We start from the raw sequence: 16,746 nt of genomic DNA on the forward strand, positions 1-16,746 counted from the left end.
CAGCAGCTGGCCGCCCTATGTCGAACGTGACCCCCACCGCCATCGGCGAAACCGATCGTCATCCGGCGATTGTGATTCTGGATTTCGGTTCTCAGTATTCCGAGCTGATTGCCCGGCGTGTGCGCGAAACCGAGGTGTATTCCCTGGTGATGGGATACAGCACCACCGCGGAGGAGCTGAAGGCGATCAATCCCAAGGGGATCATTCTCAGCGGTGGCCCCAGTTCGGTATATGCCGAGCACGCACCTTTGTGTGATCCCGAGATCTGGAATCTGGGGATTCCTGTGCTCGGTGTGTGTTACGGCATGCAGCTGATGGTGCAGCAGCTGGGGGGTTCGGTGGTGGCAGCTGGCCGCGCCGAATACGGCAAGGCGCCGTTGTTCGTTGACGACCCCACCGATCTGCTCACCAACGTGGATGAAGGCTCCACGATGTGGATGAGCCACGGTGATTCCGTGGAGCGGCTGCCGGATGGCTTCGTGCGTCTGGCCCACACCGACAACACGCCAGAGGCGGCGGTGGCCGACCACACTCGCCGGCTGTATGGCGTGCAGTTCCACCCCGAAGTGGTGCATTCCACCTGCGGCATGGCTTTGCTGCGCAACTTCGTCTATCACATTTGTGGTTGCCTGCCGGATTGGACCACCGCCGCCTTCATTGATGAGGCGGTGGCTGATGTGCGCCGTCAGGTGGGTGATAAGCGGGTGCTGCTTGCGCTTTCGGGGGGTGTGGATTCGTCCACGCTCGCCTTCCTGCTGCACAAGGCGATCGGCGATCAACTCACCTGCATGTTCATCGACCAGGGCTTCATGCGCAAAGGCGAGCCCGAGTTTCTGGTGGAGTTCTTTGATAAGCGCTTCCACATCAACGTGGAATACATCAATGCCCGCGAGCGCTTCATTAACAAGCTCGAAGGGGTCACCGATCCCGAAGAAAAGCGCAAGCTGATCGGCACGGAATTCATCCGGGTGTTCGAAGAGGAGAGCAAGCGCCTCGGGCCCTTTGATTACCTCGCCCAGGGCACCCTCTATCCGGATGTGATCGAGAGCGCCGGCACCAACGTGGATCCCAAGACGGGTGAGCGGGTGGCGGTGAAGATCAAGAGCCACCACAACGTGGGCGGCCTCCCCAAAGACCTCCAGTTCAAGCTGGTGGAGCCACTGCGCAAGCTCTTTAAAGATGAGGTGCGCAAGGTGGGTCGCACCCTCGGCCTGCCCGAGGAGATCGTGGGCCGTCACCCGTTCCCGGGCCCAGGCCTGGCGATTCGCATTCTTGGCGAAGTGACCAGCGACAAGCTCGACATCCTGCGCGATGCCGATCTGATCGTGCGCGAAGAGATCAAGACCGCCGGCCTCTATCACGAGATCTGGCAGGCCTTTGCGGTTCTCCTGCCCGTGCGCAGCGTGGGGGTGATGGGAGATAAGCGCACCTATGCCTTCCCGGTGGTGCTGCGCTGCGTGTCGAGTGAAGACGGCATGACCGCCGACTGGTCGCGCCTGCCCTACGACCTGTTGGAGACCATCTCCAACCGGATCGTGAATGAGGTGAAGGGCGTGAACCGGGTGGTGCTCGACATCACCAGCAAGCCCCCCGGCACGATCGAGTGGGAGTGAGCGGCCTGCGCTGGCCGCAGCCGGACGGCTCCGTTACTCTCGGGGCCCCGGCTCAGGAGCCTTGACCGCCGCCCCCCAGCAGGAACTCCAGCTGCAGCGCCGCCTCCAGCAGGACAGCATCCAGCTGGCCGGCAAGGTGATCTACCTCAATCCCTTCCTGTATTGGCGCCGTTTCGACGCCAATACCGATCGCTGGCTGCGTGAACCCGGGCAGCTGGCGGAGGATCAGGTGAGTGCCAACCGTGTGCGCTTCTACCCCGAGCTCGACTGGGACCTGCTCAGCGATGAGGAGCGGGTGATCAAGGACGGCGCTGTTGAGATGTTCCTCAAGAGCCTCGAGCTGATCAGCACCTTCAACCCTGAGCTCACCCCCGGCCAGCTGCTGGAGGTGGAGCGCAAGATGGCTGTCACCAAGAAGCGCGCCTTCGAGCGTTGGGTGTCGAAGGCTCTCAAGCGCCGCCTGCAGCAGGAGGTGAATGAGCGGCGCCGCTTCGATCGCGAACGCCTGCTGCGCGACTGGAGTGAGTGGCTGCTGCTGCCGGTGACCCGCCAAGCCTTGCTGCCCTTCTCCGCTTTGCTGGTGTTGGCGGTGGGCGGTGGCTGGTGGTGGGGCTCGCAGCAGTTCTGCCGTCAGCAGATTGTGCAGCCGCCGGTTGAGGCGGGGCCGCGCTGAGCACGCCAGACTGGGCGTTCGACCTGCGCCGCCGTTTCGGCTCCGATGGCTTCTGATCCCCTCGATGCCTTGCGCCTCACCTTGATGCAGGAGGTGTTGCCGGTGGGGTTGGCGGTGGTGGAGCGTGCCCGACGTGGCGGTCCGCGCGATGTGATCGAGGCCTTCAGCGCTCAGGCCGATCCGCTTGAGCAGCTGCGCCAGGAGGGTGAGCCGGCGGCTCGCCAGGTGCGCGAGAGCCTCGATCGTTTGCAGCCTGGCCTGGGCAACCCCGTGATGAAGGTGGAGGTTCGCGATGTGCCCGCGGACGATCAGCCCGACCTGGCTGCACCGGCTTTGGAAGCGCGTGAGCGCGAGGAGTTGCAGCAGGCGCTGGCCCGCATCGGCTCCCACCTCACGCAGCTGGAGCAGCGGCTGCAGCCGGAGGCCTAAGCGATATGGCGCTGGCCTCCGGCGGGCAACGCCACACCGGCATGCAGCAGCAGCCCGCCATCTTGCTTGGGCTGGTGGTGCTGTTCGCCTCGGCGATGGTGCTGCGGCTGGGTTGGCTGCAGTTGCTGCACGGTGAGGAGAACCGGGCCCGTGCCGACGAGAACCGCATCCGGCTGCTGGCGCGCAATCCGGTGCGGGGCCGCATCCTCGATCGCAATGGTCAGGTGCTGGTGTCGAGCCGGCTCACCTACAGCCTTTACCTTCAGCCCAAGCTGGTGAGCGATCAAGCCTGGCCTGCGCTGCGGGCGCGGCTCAGCCAGCTGATGGGGATGCCGGAAGCCCAGCTGGATCAGAAGCGCCGGGACGGGCCTGGCGCACAGCGCTATCGGATCGAGCTAGCCAGCGAGCTCACGCCCCAACAGGTGCTGCGGTTCCGTGAGCAGAGCACGGGCCTCAAGGGAGCGGAGGTGGATCTCGATGTGCTGCGTAGCTACCCGCACGGCTCTCTGGCCGCCCATGCCCTCGGATACACCCAGCCGATCACCGAGCAGGAATACAAGAGTCTGGCCAAGAAGGGCTATCAGATCCGCGATCGCATTGGTCGCATCGGTCTGGAGGCGGCCTTTGAGTCGCATCTGCGCGGCGCCTGGGGCGGCCAGATGGTGGAGGTGAACGCCATGGGTGAGATCCAGCGGATCCTGGGCGATCGGCCATCCAAGGCCGGCAAGGATCTGCAGACCACCCTCGATCTGGATCTGCAGCGGGCGGCGGAGCAAGTGCTCAAGGACAAGCCCGGCGGTGCGATCGTGGCGCTCAACCCCGCCAATGGGGCGATCCTGGCCTTGGCCAGCCGGCCCACCTTCGATCCCAATTTCTTTTCCAAGAGCGTCACCACCCAGAAGGAGTACGACGCGCTGTTCAATTCACCGGTGAAGCCGCTGCTCAGCCGGGCGATGAGCGCTTACGACCCCGGCAGCACCTGGAAGGCGGTGACAGCCATGGCGGGGATGGAGAGCGGAAAGTTTCCGCCCAACACCAAGCTGGTGACGCGGGGCTGCATCACCTACGGCGGCCACTGCTTCCCCGATCACAACGGGGCTGGCTTCGGCACGATCGGCTACGAGGACGCGCTGCGCTTCTCGAGCAATACCTTCTTCTATCAAATCGGTGTGGGTGTGGGCTCGATCCCGCTCTACAACGCGGCCTTGAGCCTCGGGTTCACCAAACCCACCGGGATTGAGATCGGCTACGAGGAAAGCCCGGGTCTGGTGGGCAATGAGCGCTGGGCGGCCCAGGGCCGGGGCTGGTCCAAACCCGGCAGCACGCCCTGGATCCCCGAAGACATGGCCAGCATGTCGATCGGACAGTCGGTGGTGCAGATCACGCCCCTGCAGCTGGCCCGTGCCTATGCCGTGTTCGCCAATGGCGGCTATCTGATCACGCCCCATCTGGTGGATCAGGGCCTCGATTGGACCGATCCTCCCCGCCGCACCAAGGTGGCCATCAAGCCCAGCACCCTGGCCACCATCGCCCGGGGGCTGCGCAAGGTGGTGCAGGAGGGCACCGGCCATGGCATGAATGTGCCCAACCTGCCGCCTGTGGCGGGCAAGACCGGCACCGCCGAGGACAGCACCGGTGGCCCCGATCACGCCTGGTTTGCCTGCTTTGCCCCCTATCCCAATGGCCAGATTGTGGTGGTGGCCTTTGCCCAGAACACGCCCGGTGGCGGATCGGTGCATGCCCTGCCGATGGCCCGCAAGGTGCTTGAGGTGTGGACTCAGCTGCGCAAGAGCTGATCAGCCCACCAGGGCGGGTTTTTTGTTGCTGCTGAGCACCTGGCGGTAATACTCGCGGAGTTGCTCGGTGGCTCCGGCCCAGCCCCAGCGCTCTGCTTCCTGGCGGGCGTTGCGGCGCAGTTGCTCGCGCTGGCTGGGATCACCCAGGAGGCGCAGGGCTGCAGCGGTGAGGCTGCCGGCGCCGCCGTCCACGCCGTCGGGTTCATAGAGGCAGCCGTTCACGCCATCGGTCACGATGTCGGGGATGCCGCCGCGGTTTGCGCCCACCACCGGGCAGCCGGCGGCCATCGCTTCGAGTAACACCAGGCCCAGGGTTTCGGTGCTGCTGGGGAAGAGGAAGGCATCGGCACTGGCGTAGGCGCTGGCCAGTTCTTCTCCGGCCAGATAGCCCACAAAGGTGGCGGCGCTGCCGGCAAACAGGGTTTCCAATTGCTGCCGGTAAGGGCCATCGCCCACCAGGGCCAGCCGGGCCTCAGGCAGGGCATCGAGCACGGGCCGGATGCGCTCGATCTGCTTCTCGGCCGACAAGCGTCCGATGTAGAGCAGCAGCTTGCCGGTTTCGCTGCGGCCCCCCAGTAGGCGCTGGCGCATGGCGTCGCTGCGCAGCTCGGGGCGGAACAAGTCGGTGTCCACGCCGCGCTGCCAGAGGGCGGTGTGTTGGATGCCCTTCTCGCTCAGCTCGGCCACCATCGCGGTGGAGGTGCAGAGGTTGAGCTGGGCCTGGTTGTGGGCCGCTTTGAGCAGCTCCCACAGCACGGGCTCGAGCATGCCAAGGCCGTAGTGCTCGAGATATTTGGGCAGATGGGTGTGGTAGCTGGCCACCAGGGGGTAGCCCTTGGTTTTGGCGATCCAGATGCCCCCCAGACCGAGCACCGCCGGGTTCACCACATGCACCAGATCCGGGTTGAACGCTTCCAGCGCATCCGACACCATCGGTCGCGGCAGGGCCAGCTTCAGCTCGGGGTAGAGGGGCAGCGGCATCGCCGGAACCCCCAGCACCTGGGCGCCCATGTAGGTGTCCGGCGCACCCTCCGGGCAGACGATCAGCACCTCATCGCCAGCCGCCACCAAGTGCTGCACCGTCTTGGTGAGCCGGGTGACGATCCCATCCACCTTGGGCAGGAAGGTTTCGGTGAAGAGGGCGATCTTCAAGGCAGAGGGGCCGGGTGGGATCAGGCCGCCTGAATGGCAGCTTCCTGGGTCTTGGTCCAGGCCGAGATGCAGGGGATGCGGCTGCGGTCGCAGCGATCGGCATAGCGACCGGCGATTTCCACCACTTCCTTCAGCAGGCCGTCATCGAGGGTGGTGGGGTTGAGCCCCAGCTCGATGAAGCAGCGGTTATCCACGATCAGATCATTCTCCACCGCCTCGTTGCGGGGGTTGGGCAGGTGGTTGATCTCGGCGCCGGTGAGGGCGGCCACCTTCTTGGCCAGCTCACCAACCTGATGGCTCTCGGTCATCTGGTTGAAGATCTTCACCCGTTCGCCTTTGGTGGGTGGGTTCTCGAGGGCGAGCTGCACGCACTTCACCGAGTCACGGATGTGGATGAAGGCGCGGGTCTGCCCGCCGGTGCCGTGCACGGTGAGTGGGTAACCGATCGCGGCTTGCATCAGGAAGCGGTTGAGCACCGTGCCGTAGTCGCCGTCGTAATCGAAGCGGTTGGTGAGGCGCGGGTCGCGGTCGGTGGCTTCGGTGTTGGTGCCCCAGACGATGCCCTGGTGCAGATCCGTGATCCGCACCTTGTCGTTCTTGTTGTAGTAAAGGAAGAGCAGCTGATCCAGCGTCTTCGTCATGTGATAGACGCTGCCCGGGCTGGCGGGGTGCAGGATCTCTTCCTCGAAGCGGCTGCCGTCGGGCTGAGGCACCTCCACCTTCAGGTAGCCCTCGGGGATGGTGGCGCCGCGGTGGGAGCCGTAGCCGTAGACGCCCATGGTGCCCAGGTGCACCACATGGATGTCGAGGCCGCTCTCCACGATGGCGGCCAGCAGGTTGTGGGTGCCATTGACGTTGTTATCAACGGTGTAGCGCTTGGTGGCGCTGCTCTTCATCGAATAGGGAGCGGCGCGCTGTTCGGCGAAATGCACCACCGAATCCGGGCGCTCCTCCAACAGCAGATCCAGCAGCCGCTGATATTCATGCGCGATGTCCATGTGCACGAAGCGCATGGGCTTGCCGCCGGTCTGCTCCCAGGCGGTGAGGCGATCGGGCATCGTGGCGATCGGCGTGAGCGATTCCACGGCCAGATCAATGTCGATCTTGCGGCGGCTCAGGTTGTCCACGATCAGCACATCGTGGCCCTGGTCGGCCAGGTTCACGGCGCAGGGCCAGCCGCAGAAGCCGTCACCGCCGAGAACGAAAACCTTCACCGCTGGACTCCTGGTTGGCGAGCGGCTGATCGAGCCACCGCTCCGTCAAGGCAAGCTACTACAGGGATTCAGCTGATCCCTGCGGCCACACCCACCAGCAGCAGCACGAGCACGGCACCGCCGATCAGCAGCAGCTTGCTGTTGGCGCTGCTGCTTTCGCCCACCTCCATCACCTCCATCCGGGGTTCCTTGGCGAAGGCGTTGAGCCTGCCGCCGTCCTCTTCGGTGACCTGCATCGCAGTGGCGCGTCGTTCAGACGACAGTACGGAGGGTTTCCGGAATTGCCACTGTCCCGTTCAGAACCTTCACGTGCCCACCCGGCCGGCGGTGGGAGAGCTGGGGCAGGCATCGGCCCGAACCGGCAGGCGCCCGGCGTGGAACGCCGTGCGCCCGGCTTCGCAGGCCAGCGCCATCGCCCGGGCCATGGCGGCGGGATCGCCCGCCAGGGCAATGGCACTGTTGATCAGCAGGGCGTCGGCCCCCATCTCCATCGCCTGAGCCGCTTCGCTGGGAACCCCCAAGCCGGCATCCACCACCACTGGGACGCGGGCGTTTTCGATGATCAGCGCGATGTTGGCGGCATTGCGGATGCCCTGGCCGGAGCCGATCGGTGAGCCCAGGGGCATCACGGTGGCGCAGCCGGCCTCTTCCAGCCGTTTGGCTAACAGCGGATCGGCGTTGATGTACGGGAGCACCGTGAAGCCCTCCTTCACCAGTTGTTCGGCGGCTTCCAGGGTGCCGATCGGATCCGGCAGCAGGTGCCGCGTGTCGGGAATCACCTCCAGCTTCACGAAGGTGTTGTCTTCCTGGCCGGCCAGCTTGGCCAGTTCCCGCCCCAGCCTGGCCACCCGGATCGCCTCCTCGGCTGTGGCGCAGCCGGCGGTATTGGGCAGCATCCAGATCCGCTGCCAGTCGATGGCCTCCATGAGCCCTTCATGGCCGGCGGCCTGGCTCTGCACGCGCCGCACTGCCACGGTCACGATGTCGCAGGCGCTGCTGGCCAGGCTGGCCTGCATTGCCTGCAAGCTTGGATACTTGCCAGTTCCGGTCATGAGGCGGCTGCTGAAGCGGCGGCCGCCGATCACCAGGGGGTCGTTCTGCTGGCTGTTGGTGGCGGTCACGGCAGCGGTTGGGGCCATGCAGCGAACGTACCGCGCGGTCCTGACCGATCGGCCGGGATCCCCTTAGCCTTGGCCCACTTCTCACGAGTGCTGTGATTCCGTTGCTGCTGGCTGCCACGCCCCTGCCTGTGGGTAGTGCGGTGCCCTTCCAGGAGCCCGCGGCGGTGTCCACCCCGCTCTCTGAGAATTTCGGTCAGCAGGCTCCCGTGCGCACCTTTGATCCGGTGGCCCGAGCTGCTGATCTGGCCAGCACCATGCCACGCCAATGGAGCGGTACGTATCAACCGTTCGCCGGTGGTAGCCCGGTGAGCGTCCAGCTGGATGTGTCGGCCGTACAGGCCATGGGACAGATGGTCGATCTGCGCGGCCAGATCACCGTGGGCTCCACCACCCTGCCGGTGCAGGGCAATCTCAACGCCAGCTCCGATCAGCTCGATCTGCTGCTGCTCGGCGATGTGAGCGCAGCTGGACTTGAGGATGGCGGCCGTTTTCTCGGCCTGCAGGGTTTCACCCTCTCCGGATGGAATGCCCCGCGTCTGACCAATCCCGGTGGTCAGCTGGTGCTCAACCCGGTGGGAACCGGGGGAGCTCCTGCGGTCCGCGGCCTCTGGTGAGAAGCCTGAGCGTCTCAGGCGGCTGTGCGTTCCAGTCGCTTGAGCCGCTTTTTAGCGGTGCCGTTGCTGCTGTCGAGCTCAAGCACCTTCAGATAATTCTCTTTGGCTTCCTCGGGCTTTTGCTGCTTCTCGAGGGCGAAAGCCAGGTTGTTGAGAGCCACTGGGTAGTCGGCCTTGGCCTTCAGGGCTGCGCGGTAGTGCTTGATGGCGGCGCCGTAGTTGCTTTGTGCAGCCAGCGCGAAGCCCAGCGCGTTTTCGATTAACGCCTGGGCCTCGGGGGGTTCAGCTGCGGAGCACTTGCTCGCCAGCTTCAGATTGTCGACGGCTTGGTTGTAGAGCCGCTTGCGCAGCTGCACGGAGGCCAGTTCGTAGAGATCAGCGGCAGATTGCTCGCCGGTTTTGCTGGCTTGCTCCAGGCGGATCAGCGCGACCTCGTCGCGCCGGACCCGCAGGATCTGGCGTGCCACCAAAACAGCGGCACCGCCAAGAATCACCAACAGCCCGATCAGGTAGGCCTGAGGAAGCGAAAAATCCATCAACCAACCTGATCAGGCAGCGCAGAGATTAGCGGTCAGCTCTTGGCTGCACCCACCACAGCGGTGAAGCTGCCGGGATCCACAACAGCCAGCTGGGCCAGCATCTTGCGGTTCAGCTGCACATCGGCCTTCTTGAGGCCACCGATCAGACGGCTGTAGCTCAGGCCGTTCAGGCGAGCAGCAGCGTTGATACGGGCGATCCACAGGCGACGGAAGTCGCGCTTGCGGCGACGACGGTCGCGATAGGCGTTGCAGAGGGCCTTCATCACCCGCTGGTTGGCGGTGCGGAAGAGCGAGCCGTTACCGCCGCGGAAGCCGCGGGCTAGGCGAAGAATCTTGTTGCGGCGCTTGCGGGCAACATTGCCCCTCTTAACGCGTGCCATCGATGGTTCTCAGAAAACGGTGATACAGCGGGTCAGCCGGGCGATTCAGCTGTAGGGGAGCATGGCGCGCACGTTGTCCGCGTCGCGCTCGTCAACCACGGCCATGGTGCCGAGGAAACGCTTGCGCTTCGGGCTCTTGTGGTCGAGCAGGTGATTGCGGAAAGCGTGGCGGCGCATGAACTTTCCGCTGCCGGTGGCTTTGAACCGCTTGGCGGCTGCTTTGCGGGTCTTGAGCTTCGGCATTGTCTACGCGCTCGGGCACAAACGATGAGGGTACGACCTGGGAGTCCCTTCCGCCAACTCCCCCTAGGGTCGAGCGGCGCCTGGATCGATGCGATGGCTGCTGCTCGAGCACTCACAGCCCTGCTGTCGCTGGCGGTGCTGGCGGCGGGCTGCCAGGGGGCGGGCGCCGAATCGTTCACCCGCCTGCCGGTGCCCAAGCCGCCTGCGGTGCAGGGCTCCAAGCCCGTGCTCTGGGTCTCGTTGGCGGCTCATCTCGGCGGTCAGCCGTTGGCATTGGAGGGGGCCTCAGCGCCCCTGCAGCTGGTTGATGCCCGCGGCGAACAGTTCAGTGCCCGGCGTGTGCAGCTGCGGTGGGTGGCGCAGGCCCTGGCCGAGCCGATCGAGATCCGCCGCAGCGTGTTGGGCCCCTTCGCCAGCTTTGAAGCGGCGGAACAGGCGGCGCTGGCCTGGCGGGCCCTCGGCGTGCCAGCCGAGGTGGCCCATCCGCGCGACTGGGAGGTGTGGGCGCCCGCTGATGCGCCGGCCCCGCAGGGCACGGCCCCGCGCCAGCTCCAGCAGCGGCTCACCCAGCAGCGGGTGCTGCAGCTCAACGCGGCTTCGGGATGGCGGAGCCTGCAGGGCCCCGTGCAGATCCAAGCCCCAGGCGGGCTGCGCTTCAACGGCGGTGTGTTTGCTGGACCGTTCCGCTTGCAAGCCGATGCGTATGGCAGTTGGACGCTGGTGGAGCAGGTGCCCCTGGAGCGTTATCTCCAGGGCGTGGTACCCCATGAAATCGGCGCGGGTTCACCAGCGGCGGCCCTGGCGGCTCAGGCCGTACTGGCCCGCACCTGGGCCTTGCGCAACCGGCACCGCTTCGAGGTGGATGGCTACCACCTGTGTTCCGACACCCAGTGTCAGGTGTATAGCGATCCCCGCCAGGCCGGATCGGCGGTGCGCCAGGCGGTGAGCCGCACCGCTGGGCAGGTGCTGGCTCAAAACGGTGAGCCGATCCATGCCGTGTATCACGCCAGCAACGGTGGCGTGAGCGCGGATGAAGACGAGGCCTGGCCGCTGCCGGAGCTGGGCTATCTCGAACCCTTCCTGGATCTGGATGGGGCCTCGGTGCAGGGGTTGACCCTGCCGCTCGATGCCCAGGAGGTGGCCGCTTTGCTCGCCCGCCGATCCGGTGTGGTGGGCGCCACGCATCCGTTGTTCCGTTGGCGGCGGCAGCTGGATCAGGTCAGCCTGCGCAAGGGTCTTGGGGCAAGGGCAGCCAGCCTCGGCTCGCCGCTGAAGCCGGTGGTGATGGAGCGGGGTCCCAGCGGGCGGGTGCTGCGCCTGGCGATTGAGGGGCCCGGCGGGCGAGTTGTGCTGGAGCGCGATGCCATCCGCCGCACCTACCGCCAGTTGCCCAGCACGCTGTTTGTGCTTGCCGCTAGTGGTGCCGGGAGCTGGAGCGTGGTGGGTGGGGGTTTCGGCCATGGGTCCGGCCTGTCGCAGGCTGGAGCGATTGAGCTGGCTGCGCGGGGCTGGAGCGTGGAGCAGATCCTCAACCGCTATTACCCCGGTGCACGCCTGGTGCCCATTCAGACGTTGCCTGAAGAGGTCCACCGCGGAGCCCTCTAAAGTTCGTCAGACCTGGAACATGTCATGGCCGCCGGGGGCACAGCCACAGGAGCCCGCCGACTGCAGGCCTCGTTGTTTCTGATCGGTTGTTGTCTTGCGGGGGCTGCCCCCCACGCGCTTCCGCCCACTCGCAGCCTTTGGCCTTCCCTGGCGCTCACGCTGCTGCTGGGCACCTACGCCGTCCGCAGCGTGTTCCTGCCCCTGATGCGAGGTGCGGGGGCGGCTGTGGATAGCCCGCCGCCAGCCACCTGGCCAGCCGTGGATCTGGTGGTGGCCGCTCGGGATGAAGAAGCGGTGATCGGTCGTTTGGTGGAGCGCTTGGCTGAGCTCGACTATCCCGCCGAGCAGCTGCGTTTGTGGGTGATTGACGACGGCAGCGAAGACCGCACCCCGGAGGTGCTTGAGGCTTACCAGCGCCGCTACACGCAGTTGCAGGTGCTCCGCCGCAGCCGAGATGCCGGTGGCGGCAAGTCGGGGGCGCTCAATGCGCTGTTGCCCCAATTGCAAGGCCGCTGGCTGTTGGTGCTCGATGCCGATGCACAGCTGCAGCCCGACGGCCTGAAGCGGTTGGTGGCCTTCGCTGAAGCTGGTGGCTGGTCGGCGGTGCAGCTGCGCAAAGCTGTGGTGAATGCCGATCACAACCTGCTCACGCGCGCCCAGGCCATGGAAATGGCCCTTGATGCCGTGATTCAGCAGGGCCGTCTGCACAGTGGCGGTGTGGTGGAGCTGCGTGGCAATGGCCAACTGCTGCAGCGCCAGGCCGTGCTCGCCTGCGATGGCTTCAACGAAGCCACTGTCACCGACGATCTCGATCTCAGCTTCCGCCTGCTGGTGCAGGGGCAGCCGGTGGGTCTCCTCTGGAATCCGCCGATCCAGGAGGAGGCGGTGACAAGTGTGATGGGCCTGTGGCGCCAGCGGCAACGCTGGGCTGAAGGCGGCCTGCAGCGTTTCTTCGATTACTGGGGTGAGCTCACCGGCCCGGCCACCAGCGCTGCCCGCAAGCTCGATCTCAGCGGCTTTTTCCTGTTGCAGTACGCCCTGCCGGTGATGGCCGTGGCAGATCTGTTCACCAGCCTGCTCAGCCGCACCACCCCGCTGATGTGGCCGCTGTCGTTCGTGGCCTTTGGCCTCTCGGGCGGCGCCATCCTGGTGGGTTGCCTGCGCAGCAGCGAAGGGCCGGCCCTGCCCCGCATGAATCCGCTCAATCTGGCTTTAGGGATCGCCTATCTCGGCCACTGGTTCGTGGTGATTCCCTACACCACCCTGCGGATGGCGCTCCTACCCAAGCGGTTGGTGTGGGCCAAGACCCTGCATGTGGGATCCGGCCAGAGTGAGGCCGCCGAGGAGCCGGATCTCACCACCCAGGTGCTCTGACGCCTCGCAGCCGGATCAGGCGGCCTGGCTGTCTGCGCTGGTGCCCTCCAGTTCTGGCAGGGGGCCATCGAGCTGCACCACTTCGCCGTTGAAGAACTCCGCCAGGCGCTTGGCTTGATCATCGATCAAGGCTGGCTGCGGTTGGGGTTTGGCAGCTGCCGCTGGTGCTGTCGCCTCTGGGGGTGGTTCGGCCGGAGGCGAGACGGGTTGGGGAGGCTCTGAACGAGGTTCTGGTGCTGCGGCACGCGGGGGCTCTGGTGTTGGGGCGGCCACCACGGCTACAGGCTTCGGCGGAGCCGCGGGGATCGTTGCCTGCGCGGCTGGTGCGGGGGCCTGCGGCGGTGGCGCGCCCCCGGCTTCGAGCATCACCTGGCGCGGGCTGCCCAGGGCTGAGGCCACTGCCTTCTCCAGCAGGGGCAAGCGGCTTTGCACCATCGCCATCCAGTTGCCGGCCACCTGCACCACGGCACGCTGTTGATCCAGGCGGGCCAACACGGCTTGCTGCGAGAGCAACATGCGCGTGGAGGGGAGCTCCAGGCCGGCGAGGATCTGTTGCCATAGCTCCACCAGGTCGGCGCTGGCCGGGGCCGTTGTTGGTGCGGGAGCGGCGGGTTCGGGCGGTGCTTCGGGGGTGGTGGCGGGAGCCGCCGCCGCGGCAGGAACAGCCACAGCGACCGGCGCCGAGGCTGGTTGTGCCGCAACAGGGGCCGGAGCTGGGGCTGCTCCGGTGGCGGCGGTGCGGACCGCTTGGGGTTCGGCGAGCAGGCCGAGCAGCAGTACTTCCAGCCACAGCCGCGGCTGCACGCTCTGGCGCAGCTGCTGCTCGCTGCCTTTGAGCTGGGCCTGCCAGAGCAGCAGTGGGGCCTTGCCGATGCGCCGCGCCAAATCCGGCAGGCCGCTGCGGAACTGGGGCGAAAAACTGGTGAGCTCGAGCCGGTCGGGGGCGACGCCGGCCAGCACCAGATCCCGCAGCAAACCGGCCAGCCCCTGCAGAACGGCGGAGGGTTCACGGCCTCGCTCCAGCAGGGTGCGGATCGCTTCGATCAGGCCAAGCGGTTCGCTAGCGGCCAACGATTCGGCCAGCTGCAGCAGTTCCTGTTCGGGCACCGCGCCCAGCAGCTCCCACACCGCCTGGGGTTCCACCGGCGCCGGCAGCAGGCTGAGCTGATCGAGCAGGCTCTCGGCATCGCGCAGGCCACCCTGGGCCCGCTGGGCCACCACATGCAGGGCCTCAGCGGTGATGCCGATCTCCTCCTGCTCCGCGATCCAGCTCAGGTGCCGCTCCAGGGCGTCGAGGGGGATACGGCGGAAATCGAAGCGCTGGCAGCGGCTGAGGATGGTGGGCAGCACCCGCTGGGGGTCCGTGGTGGCGAGCACGAACACCACCCGCGGCGGCGGCTCCTCCAGCGTTTTGAGCAGGGCGTTGAAGGCCGCGGTGGAGAGCATGTGGCACTCGTCCACCACATACACCTTCCAGCGAGCCTGCACCGGCGCAAAGCGGGAGCGCTCGATCAGCTCTCGGATGTTGTCCACGCCGGTGTTAGAGGCGGCGTCGATCTCGATCACATCGAGGGCGTTGCCGTTGGCGATCGAGGTGCACAGCTCACAGGTGCCGCAGGGCTCCGGCGTGGGGCCATCAGAGCCGATGCAGTTGAGCGAGCGCGCCAAGATGCGGGCGCTGGAGGTTTTGCCCGTGCCCCGCGGGCCGCTGAACAGGTAAGCCGGCGCGATCCGCCCCGATCGCAGCGCATTGCCGAGGGTGGCCGCAATCGCCTCCTGCCCCACCAGCTGATCGAAGCGCTGCGGGCGGTACTTGTGGTGGAGGGGTTGGTAGGCAGCCGGCATGGCTGGAGGCTACTGGCCGTTCTCGAGCATCCGCTCCAGCCGTCCTTCCAGTTCTTCCACCTCACTGAGCTGATCCGCCAGCTTCTGCGCGGCCAGCCGCAGGGTTTCAAAGCCTGGGCTCTGCGACTCGCCCGGACTCCAGCGTTGCTCCGCCTTGGCGAGTTCGAGCTCCAGCCGGTGTTGCAGCTTCAGCCTCAGCCCATCGAGCTGTTCGATGCTGCGCCGGGCCAGGGCCTTGCCCTGCTCGAGCTGCGCATCGTTGAGTCGAAGACCCTGCCGCAGCAGCATCCGGGCGCCGCTCAGCACGGCGGCCGGCACGAACTGGCCTAGGCCCAGGGCCCTGAGGCTGCCGGTGTGCAGCCAGTTCTCCACTTGCTCGCTGCGGTGCCGGCCGGTTTTGCACCAGTGGGCGAAATGCTCGCAGTTGTTGAACAGCAGGTTGTAGTTCTGCTCCCCCAGGCGCCCCATGGCCCGGCGCAGGGTCACCCCCGGCGCTGAGCAGCTGCCATCGGGGTAACTCACCACACTCAGGGGCTGGCCGCGGCTGAACTCCTGCACGGGGCTGCGCAGGATCTCCCGGCCCTCGAGGTAGTGGGCCACGGTGCCGTCGCCCAGATCGATGCCGTGGTGGTTGAACAGGCCGTGCTGGCGCGGTACCTGCAGGTGATCAGCAGCGGCCATGGCCCACCGCGATCAGGCCGACTCCTGCTGCACCTGCTCGCTGCCTGGCAGGGGCAGCACCTTGGCCTTGGTGCGCTCCTCCACCAACTCGCGGGTCACGGTGAAGGCCTTGGTGCTCTTGTCGGATGGCAGGTCGTACATCAGATCGAGCATCAGCTCCTCCACGATGCCCCGCAGAGCGCGGGCGCCGGTCTTGCGGCGGTGGGCTTCGGCGGCGATGGCTTCCACGGCGCCCGGTTCGAACTCCAGCCGCACTTCATCCATGCTCAGCAGCGTCTGGAACTGCTTCACCAGCGCATCGCGCGGCTCGGTGAGGATCGCTTCGAGGGCGCGGCTGTCGAGAGGTTCGAGCACGGCGTTCACAGGCAAGCGGCCGATGAATTCCGGGATCAGGCCGTACTTCACCAGGTCGTCGGGCTCCAGGTGGCGCAGCACGTGGGCGGCCTGCTGATCCTTGCCCTGGCGGTGGCGGCTGCGGCCTCCTTCGGGGATGAAGCCGATCGCGTTGCGGCCCATGCGGCGCTGCACCACATCCTCGAGGCCCACGAAGGCGCCACCACAGATGAACAGGATCTGGCTGGTGTCGATCTGGATGCAGTCCTGATAGGGGTGCTTGCGGCCCCCCTGGGGGGGCACGTTGGCCACGGTGCCCTCCAGCAGCTTGAGCAGCGCCTGCTGCACACCCTCACCCGACACATCACGGGTGATCGAGGGGTTCTCGCTCTTGCGGGCGATCTTGTCGATCTCGTCGATGTAGATGATGCCGCGCTGGGCCTGGTCCACATCCAGATCGGCCTTCTGCAGCAGCCGCAGCAGGATGTTCTCCACGTCCTCACCCACGTAGCCCGCTTCGGTGAGGGTGGTGGCATCGGCCACGGCGAAGGGCACATCGAGCAGCTCGGCCAGGGTTTGGGCCAGCAGCGTTTTGCCGCAACCGGTGGGGCCGATCAGCAGGATGTTGCTCTTGTGCAGGCGGGTGGCGGTTTCGTTGCTCTCGCCCTTGCCGTCGCCCTGCCAGGCCAGGCGCTTGTAGTGGTTGTAAACAGCCACCGACAGCACCTTCTTGGCCTCCTCCTGCCCCACCACCTGGGCATCGAGGTGGGCCTTGATCTCCCGGGGTTTGGGGATCTCGGCAAGGGTGGGAGCGGGCTTGGCGCTCTTTTTGGCTGGTGATTTGCCCTTGGCTTCCGCGGGCTGGCGTGCCCCGCTGCCATGGCCCTCCACGAGCTCCTCATCGAGGATCTCGTTGCAGAGGTCGATGCACTCATCGCAGATGTACACGCCCGGCCCTGCGATCAGCTTGCGCACCTGGTCCTGCGACTTGCCGCAGAACGAGCACTTCAGGTGGGCATCGAACTTGGGCATCGAGCAGAAGCGGCGGTGCGGCGGGAGCGTCCTGGCTGGGGCGGGTCAGGGGCCCGAAACCAGGATCAACGGGATCCCACGTTTCGTCAGCTGTCCTTAAGG

Annotated in this window: 17 protein-coding genes; 7 read left to right on the plus strand and 10 right to left on the minus strand. The window is 66.3% G+C overall.

What is annotated here, in order from left to right:
• The first annotated feature begins 17 nt into the window (after positions 1-17).
• The 4 genes from guaA (at position 18) to mrdA (ending at position 4,511) form a co-directional block, all read left to right on the plus strand.
• Positions 18-1,613: a glutamine-hydrolyzing GMP synthase gene (gene guaA, locus H9532_RS07895; protein ID WP_010312693.1), complete on the plus strand. Its 1,596-nt coding sequence runs from the start codon at positions 18-20 to the stop codon at positions 1,611-1,613.
• A gap of 61 nt (positions 1,614-1,674) precedes the next feature.
• Positions 1,675-2,286, plus strand: a complete 612-nt coding sequence (locus tag H9532_RS07900; protein ID WP_296367118.1) for a hypothetical protein — start codon at positions 1,675-1,677, stop codon at positions 2,284-2,286.
• 45 nt (positions 2,287-2,331) lie between these two features.
• Positions 2,332-2,715: a hypothetical protein gene (locus tag H9532_RS07905; protein ID WP_296367120.1), complete on the plus strand. Its 384-nt coding sequence runs from the start codon at positions 2,332-2,334 to the stop codon at positions 2,713-2,715.
• A gap of 5 nt (positions 2,716-2,720) precedes the next feature.
• Positions 2,721-4,511: a penicillin-binding protein 2 gene (gene mrdA / locus H9532_RS07910; RefSeq protein WP_296367122.1), complete on the plus strand. Its 1,791-nt coding sequence runs from the start codon at positions 2,721-2,723 to the stop codon at positions 4,509-4,511.
• On the opposite strand, the gene H9532_RS07915 is transcribed toward mrdA, so the two are convergent.
• The 4 genes from H9532_RS07915 to H9532_RS07930 form a co-directional block, all read right to left on the minus strand.
• Complete coding sequence (locus H9532_RS07915) at positions 4,512-5,663, minus strand: glycosyltransferase family 1 protein (protein WP_296367126.1); 1,152 nt, start codon at positions 5,661-5,663, stop codon at positions 4,512-4,514.
• A 20-nt stretch (positions 5,664-5,683) separates the two neighbouring features.
• Positions 5,684-6,877, minus strand: coding sequence for an NAD-dependent epimerase/dehydratase family protein (locus tag H9532_RS07920; RefSeq protein WP_296367128.1), 1,194 nt, complete (start codon positions 6,875-6,877; stop codon positions 5,684-5,686).
• A 68-nt stretch (positions 6,878-6,945) separates the two neighbouring features.
• The gene (locus H9532_RS07925) at positions 6,946-7,113 is read right to left on the minus strand and encodes a ssl1498 family light-harvesting-like protein (RefSeq protein WP_296367130.1); all 168 of its coding nucleotides are present in this window, start codon (positions 7,111-7,113) and stop codon (positions 6,946-6,948) included.
• 69 nt (positions 7,114-7,182) lie between these two features.
• The gene (locus H9532_RS07930; protein ID WP_296367133.1) at positions 7,183-7,998 is read right to left on the minus strand and encodes a thiazole synthase; all 816 of its coding nucleotides are present in this window, start codon (positions 7,996-7,998) and stop codon (positions 7,183-7,185) included.
• A gap of 95 nt (positions 7,999-8,093) precedes the next feature.
• Here H9532_RS07930 and H9532_RS07935 point away from each other — a divergent pair, with 95 nt between their 5' ends.
• The gene (locus tag H9532_RS07935; RefSeq protein ID WP_296367453.1) at positions 8,094-8,612 is read left to right on the plus strand and encodes a hypothetical protein; all 519 of its coding nucleotides are present in this window, start codon (positions 8,094-8,096) and stop codon (positions 8,610-8,612) included.
• Between the two features lie 14 nt (positions 8,613-8,626).
• Here the strand turns inward: H9532_RS07935 and H9532_RS07940 are convergent, their stop codons facing one another.
• From H9532_RS07940 to rpmI, 3 genes are read right to left on the minus strand one after another with little or no spacing between them, the layout of a single operon-like run.
• Positions 8,627-9,148: a tetratricopeptide repeat protein gene (locus tag H9532_RS07940; protein WP_296367135.1), complete on the minus strand. Its 522-nt coding sequence runs from the start codon at positions 9,146-9,148 to the stop codon at positions 8,627-8,629.
• A 35-nt stretch (positions 9,149-9,183) separates the two neighbouring features.
• On the minus strand, positions 9,184-9,531 hold the full coding sequence (gene rplT, locus H9532_RS07945; RefSeq protein WP_010312714.1) for a 50S ribosomal protein L20: 348 nt from the start codon (positions 9,529-9,531) through the stop codon (positions 9,184-9,186).
• A 45-nt stretch (positions 9,532-9,576) separates the two neighbouring features.
• Positions 9,577-9,774 (minus strand): 50S ribosomal protein L35, encoded by a 198-nt coding sequence (gene rpmI, locus H9532_RS07950; protein ID WP_010312717.1) that lies wholly within the window; start codon positions 9,772-9,774, stop codon positions 9,577-9,579.
• Positions 9,775-9,867: 93 nt separating this feature from the next.
• Here rpmI and H9532_RS07955 point away from each other — a divergent pair, with 93 nt between their 5' ends.
• Positions 9,868-11,379: a SpoIID/LytB domain-containing protein gene (locus tag H9532_RS07955; RefSeq protein ID WP_296367139.1), complete on the plus strand. Its 1,512-nt coding sequence runs from the start codon at positions 9,868-9,870 to the stop codon at positions 11,377-11,379.
• Positions 11,380-11,403: 24 nt separating this feature from the next.
• Positions 11,404-12,753, plus strand: coding sequence for a glycosyltransferase (locus H9532_RS07960; RefSeq protein ID WP_296367142.1), 1,350 nt, complete (start codon positions 11,404-11,406; stop codon positions 12,751-12,753).
• A gap of 15 nt (positions 12,754-12,768) precedes the next feature.
• Here the strand turns inward: H9532_RS07960 and H9532_RS07965 are convergent, their stop codons facing one another.
• The 3 genes from H9532_RS07965 to clpX are packed head-to-tail and all read right to left on the minus strand — an operon-like array spanning position 12,769 to position 16,644.
• Entirely contained in the window at positions 12,769-14,598 is a 1,830-nt protein-coding gene (locus tag H9532_RS07965; RefSeq protein WP_296367144.1) for a DNA polymerase III subunit gamma/tau, read from the minus strand.
• 9 nt (positions 14,599-14,607) lie between these two features.
• Positions 14,608-15,279 (minus strand): lecithin retinol acyltransferase family protein, encoded by a 672-nt coding sequence (locus H9532_RS07970; protein ID WP_296367146.1) that lies wholly within the window; start codon positions 15,277-15,279, stop codon positions 14,608-14,610.
• 12 nt (positions 15,280-15,291) lie between these two features.
• Entirely contained in the window at positions 15,292-16,644 is a 1,353-nt protein-coding gene (gene clpX / locus H9532_RS07975) for an ATP-dependent protease ATP-binding subunit ClpX (protein ID WP_296367147.1), read from the minus strand.
• Positions 16,645-16,746: the final 102 nt, after the last annotated feature.

The sequence above is a fragment of the Vulcanococcus sp. Clear-D1 genome (assembly GCF_014654725.1).
Taxonomy (GTDB): Bacteria; Cyanobacteriota; Cyanobacteriia; order PCC-6307; family Cyanobiaceae; genus Vulcanococcus.

Excerpts from the sequence above, each read along its gene's own strand:
- H9532_RS07970 (WP_296367146.1), bottom strand. The coding sequence starts at position 15,279 with ATGGCCGCTGCTGATCACCTGCAGGTACCGCGCCAGCACGGCCTGTTC.
- guaA (WP_010312693.1), top strand. The coding sequence starts at position 18 with ATGTCGAACGTGACCCCCACCGCCATCGGCGAAACCGATCGTCATCCG.
- clpX (WP_296367147.1), bottom strand. The coding sequence starts at position 16,644 with ATGCCCAAGTTCGATGCCCACCTGAAGTGCTCGTTCTGCGGCAAGTCG.
- mrdA (WP_296367122.1), top strand. The coding sequence starts at position 2,721 with ATGGCGCTGGCCTCCGGCGGGCAACGCCACACCGGCATGCAGCAGCAG.
- rplT (WP_010312714.1), bottom strand. The coding sequence starts at position 9,531 with ATGGCACGCGTTAAGAGGGGCAATGTTGCCCGCAAGCGCCGCAACAAG.
- rpmI (WP_010312717.1), bottom strand. The coding sequence starts at position 9,774 with ATGCCGAAGCTCAAGACCCGCAAAGCAGCCGCCAAGCGGTTCAAAGCC.
- H9532_RS07965 (WP_296367144.1), bottom strand. The coding sequence starts at position 14,598 with ATGCCGGCTGCCTACCAACCCCTCCACCACAAGTACCGCCCGCAGCGC.
- H9532_RS07940 (WP_296367135.1), bottom strand. The coding sequence starts at position 9,148 with ATGGATTTTTCGCTTCCTCAGGCCTACCTGATCGGGCTGTTGGTGATT.
- H9532_RS07955 (WP_296367139.1), top strand. The coding sequence starts at position 9,868 with ATGGCTGCTGCTCGAGCACTCACAGCCCTGCTGTCGCTGGCGGTGCTG.
- H9532_RS07905 (WP_296367120.1), top strand. The coding sequence starts at position 2,332 with ATGGCTTCTGATCCCCTCGATGCCTTGCGCCTCACCTTGATGCAGGAG.
- H9532_RS07925 (WP_296367130.1), bottom strand. The coding sequence starts at position 7,113 with ATGCAGGTCACCGAAGAGGACGGCGGCAGGCTCAACGCCTTCGCCAAG.
- H9532_RS07960 (WP_296367142.1), top strand. The coding sequence starts at position 11,404 with ATGGCCGCCGGGGGCACAGCCACAGGAGCCCGCCGACTGCAGGCCTCG.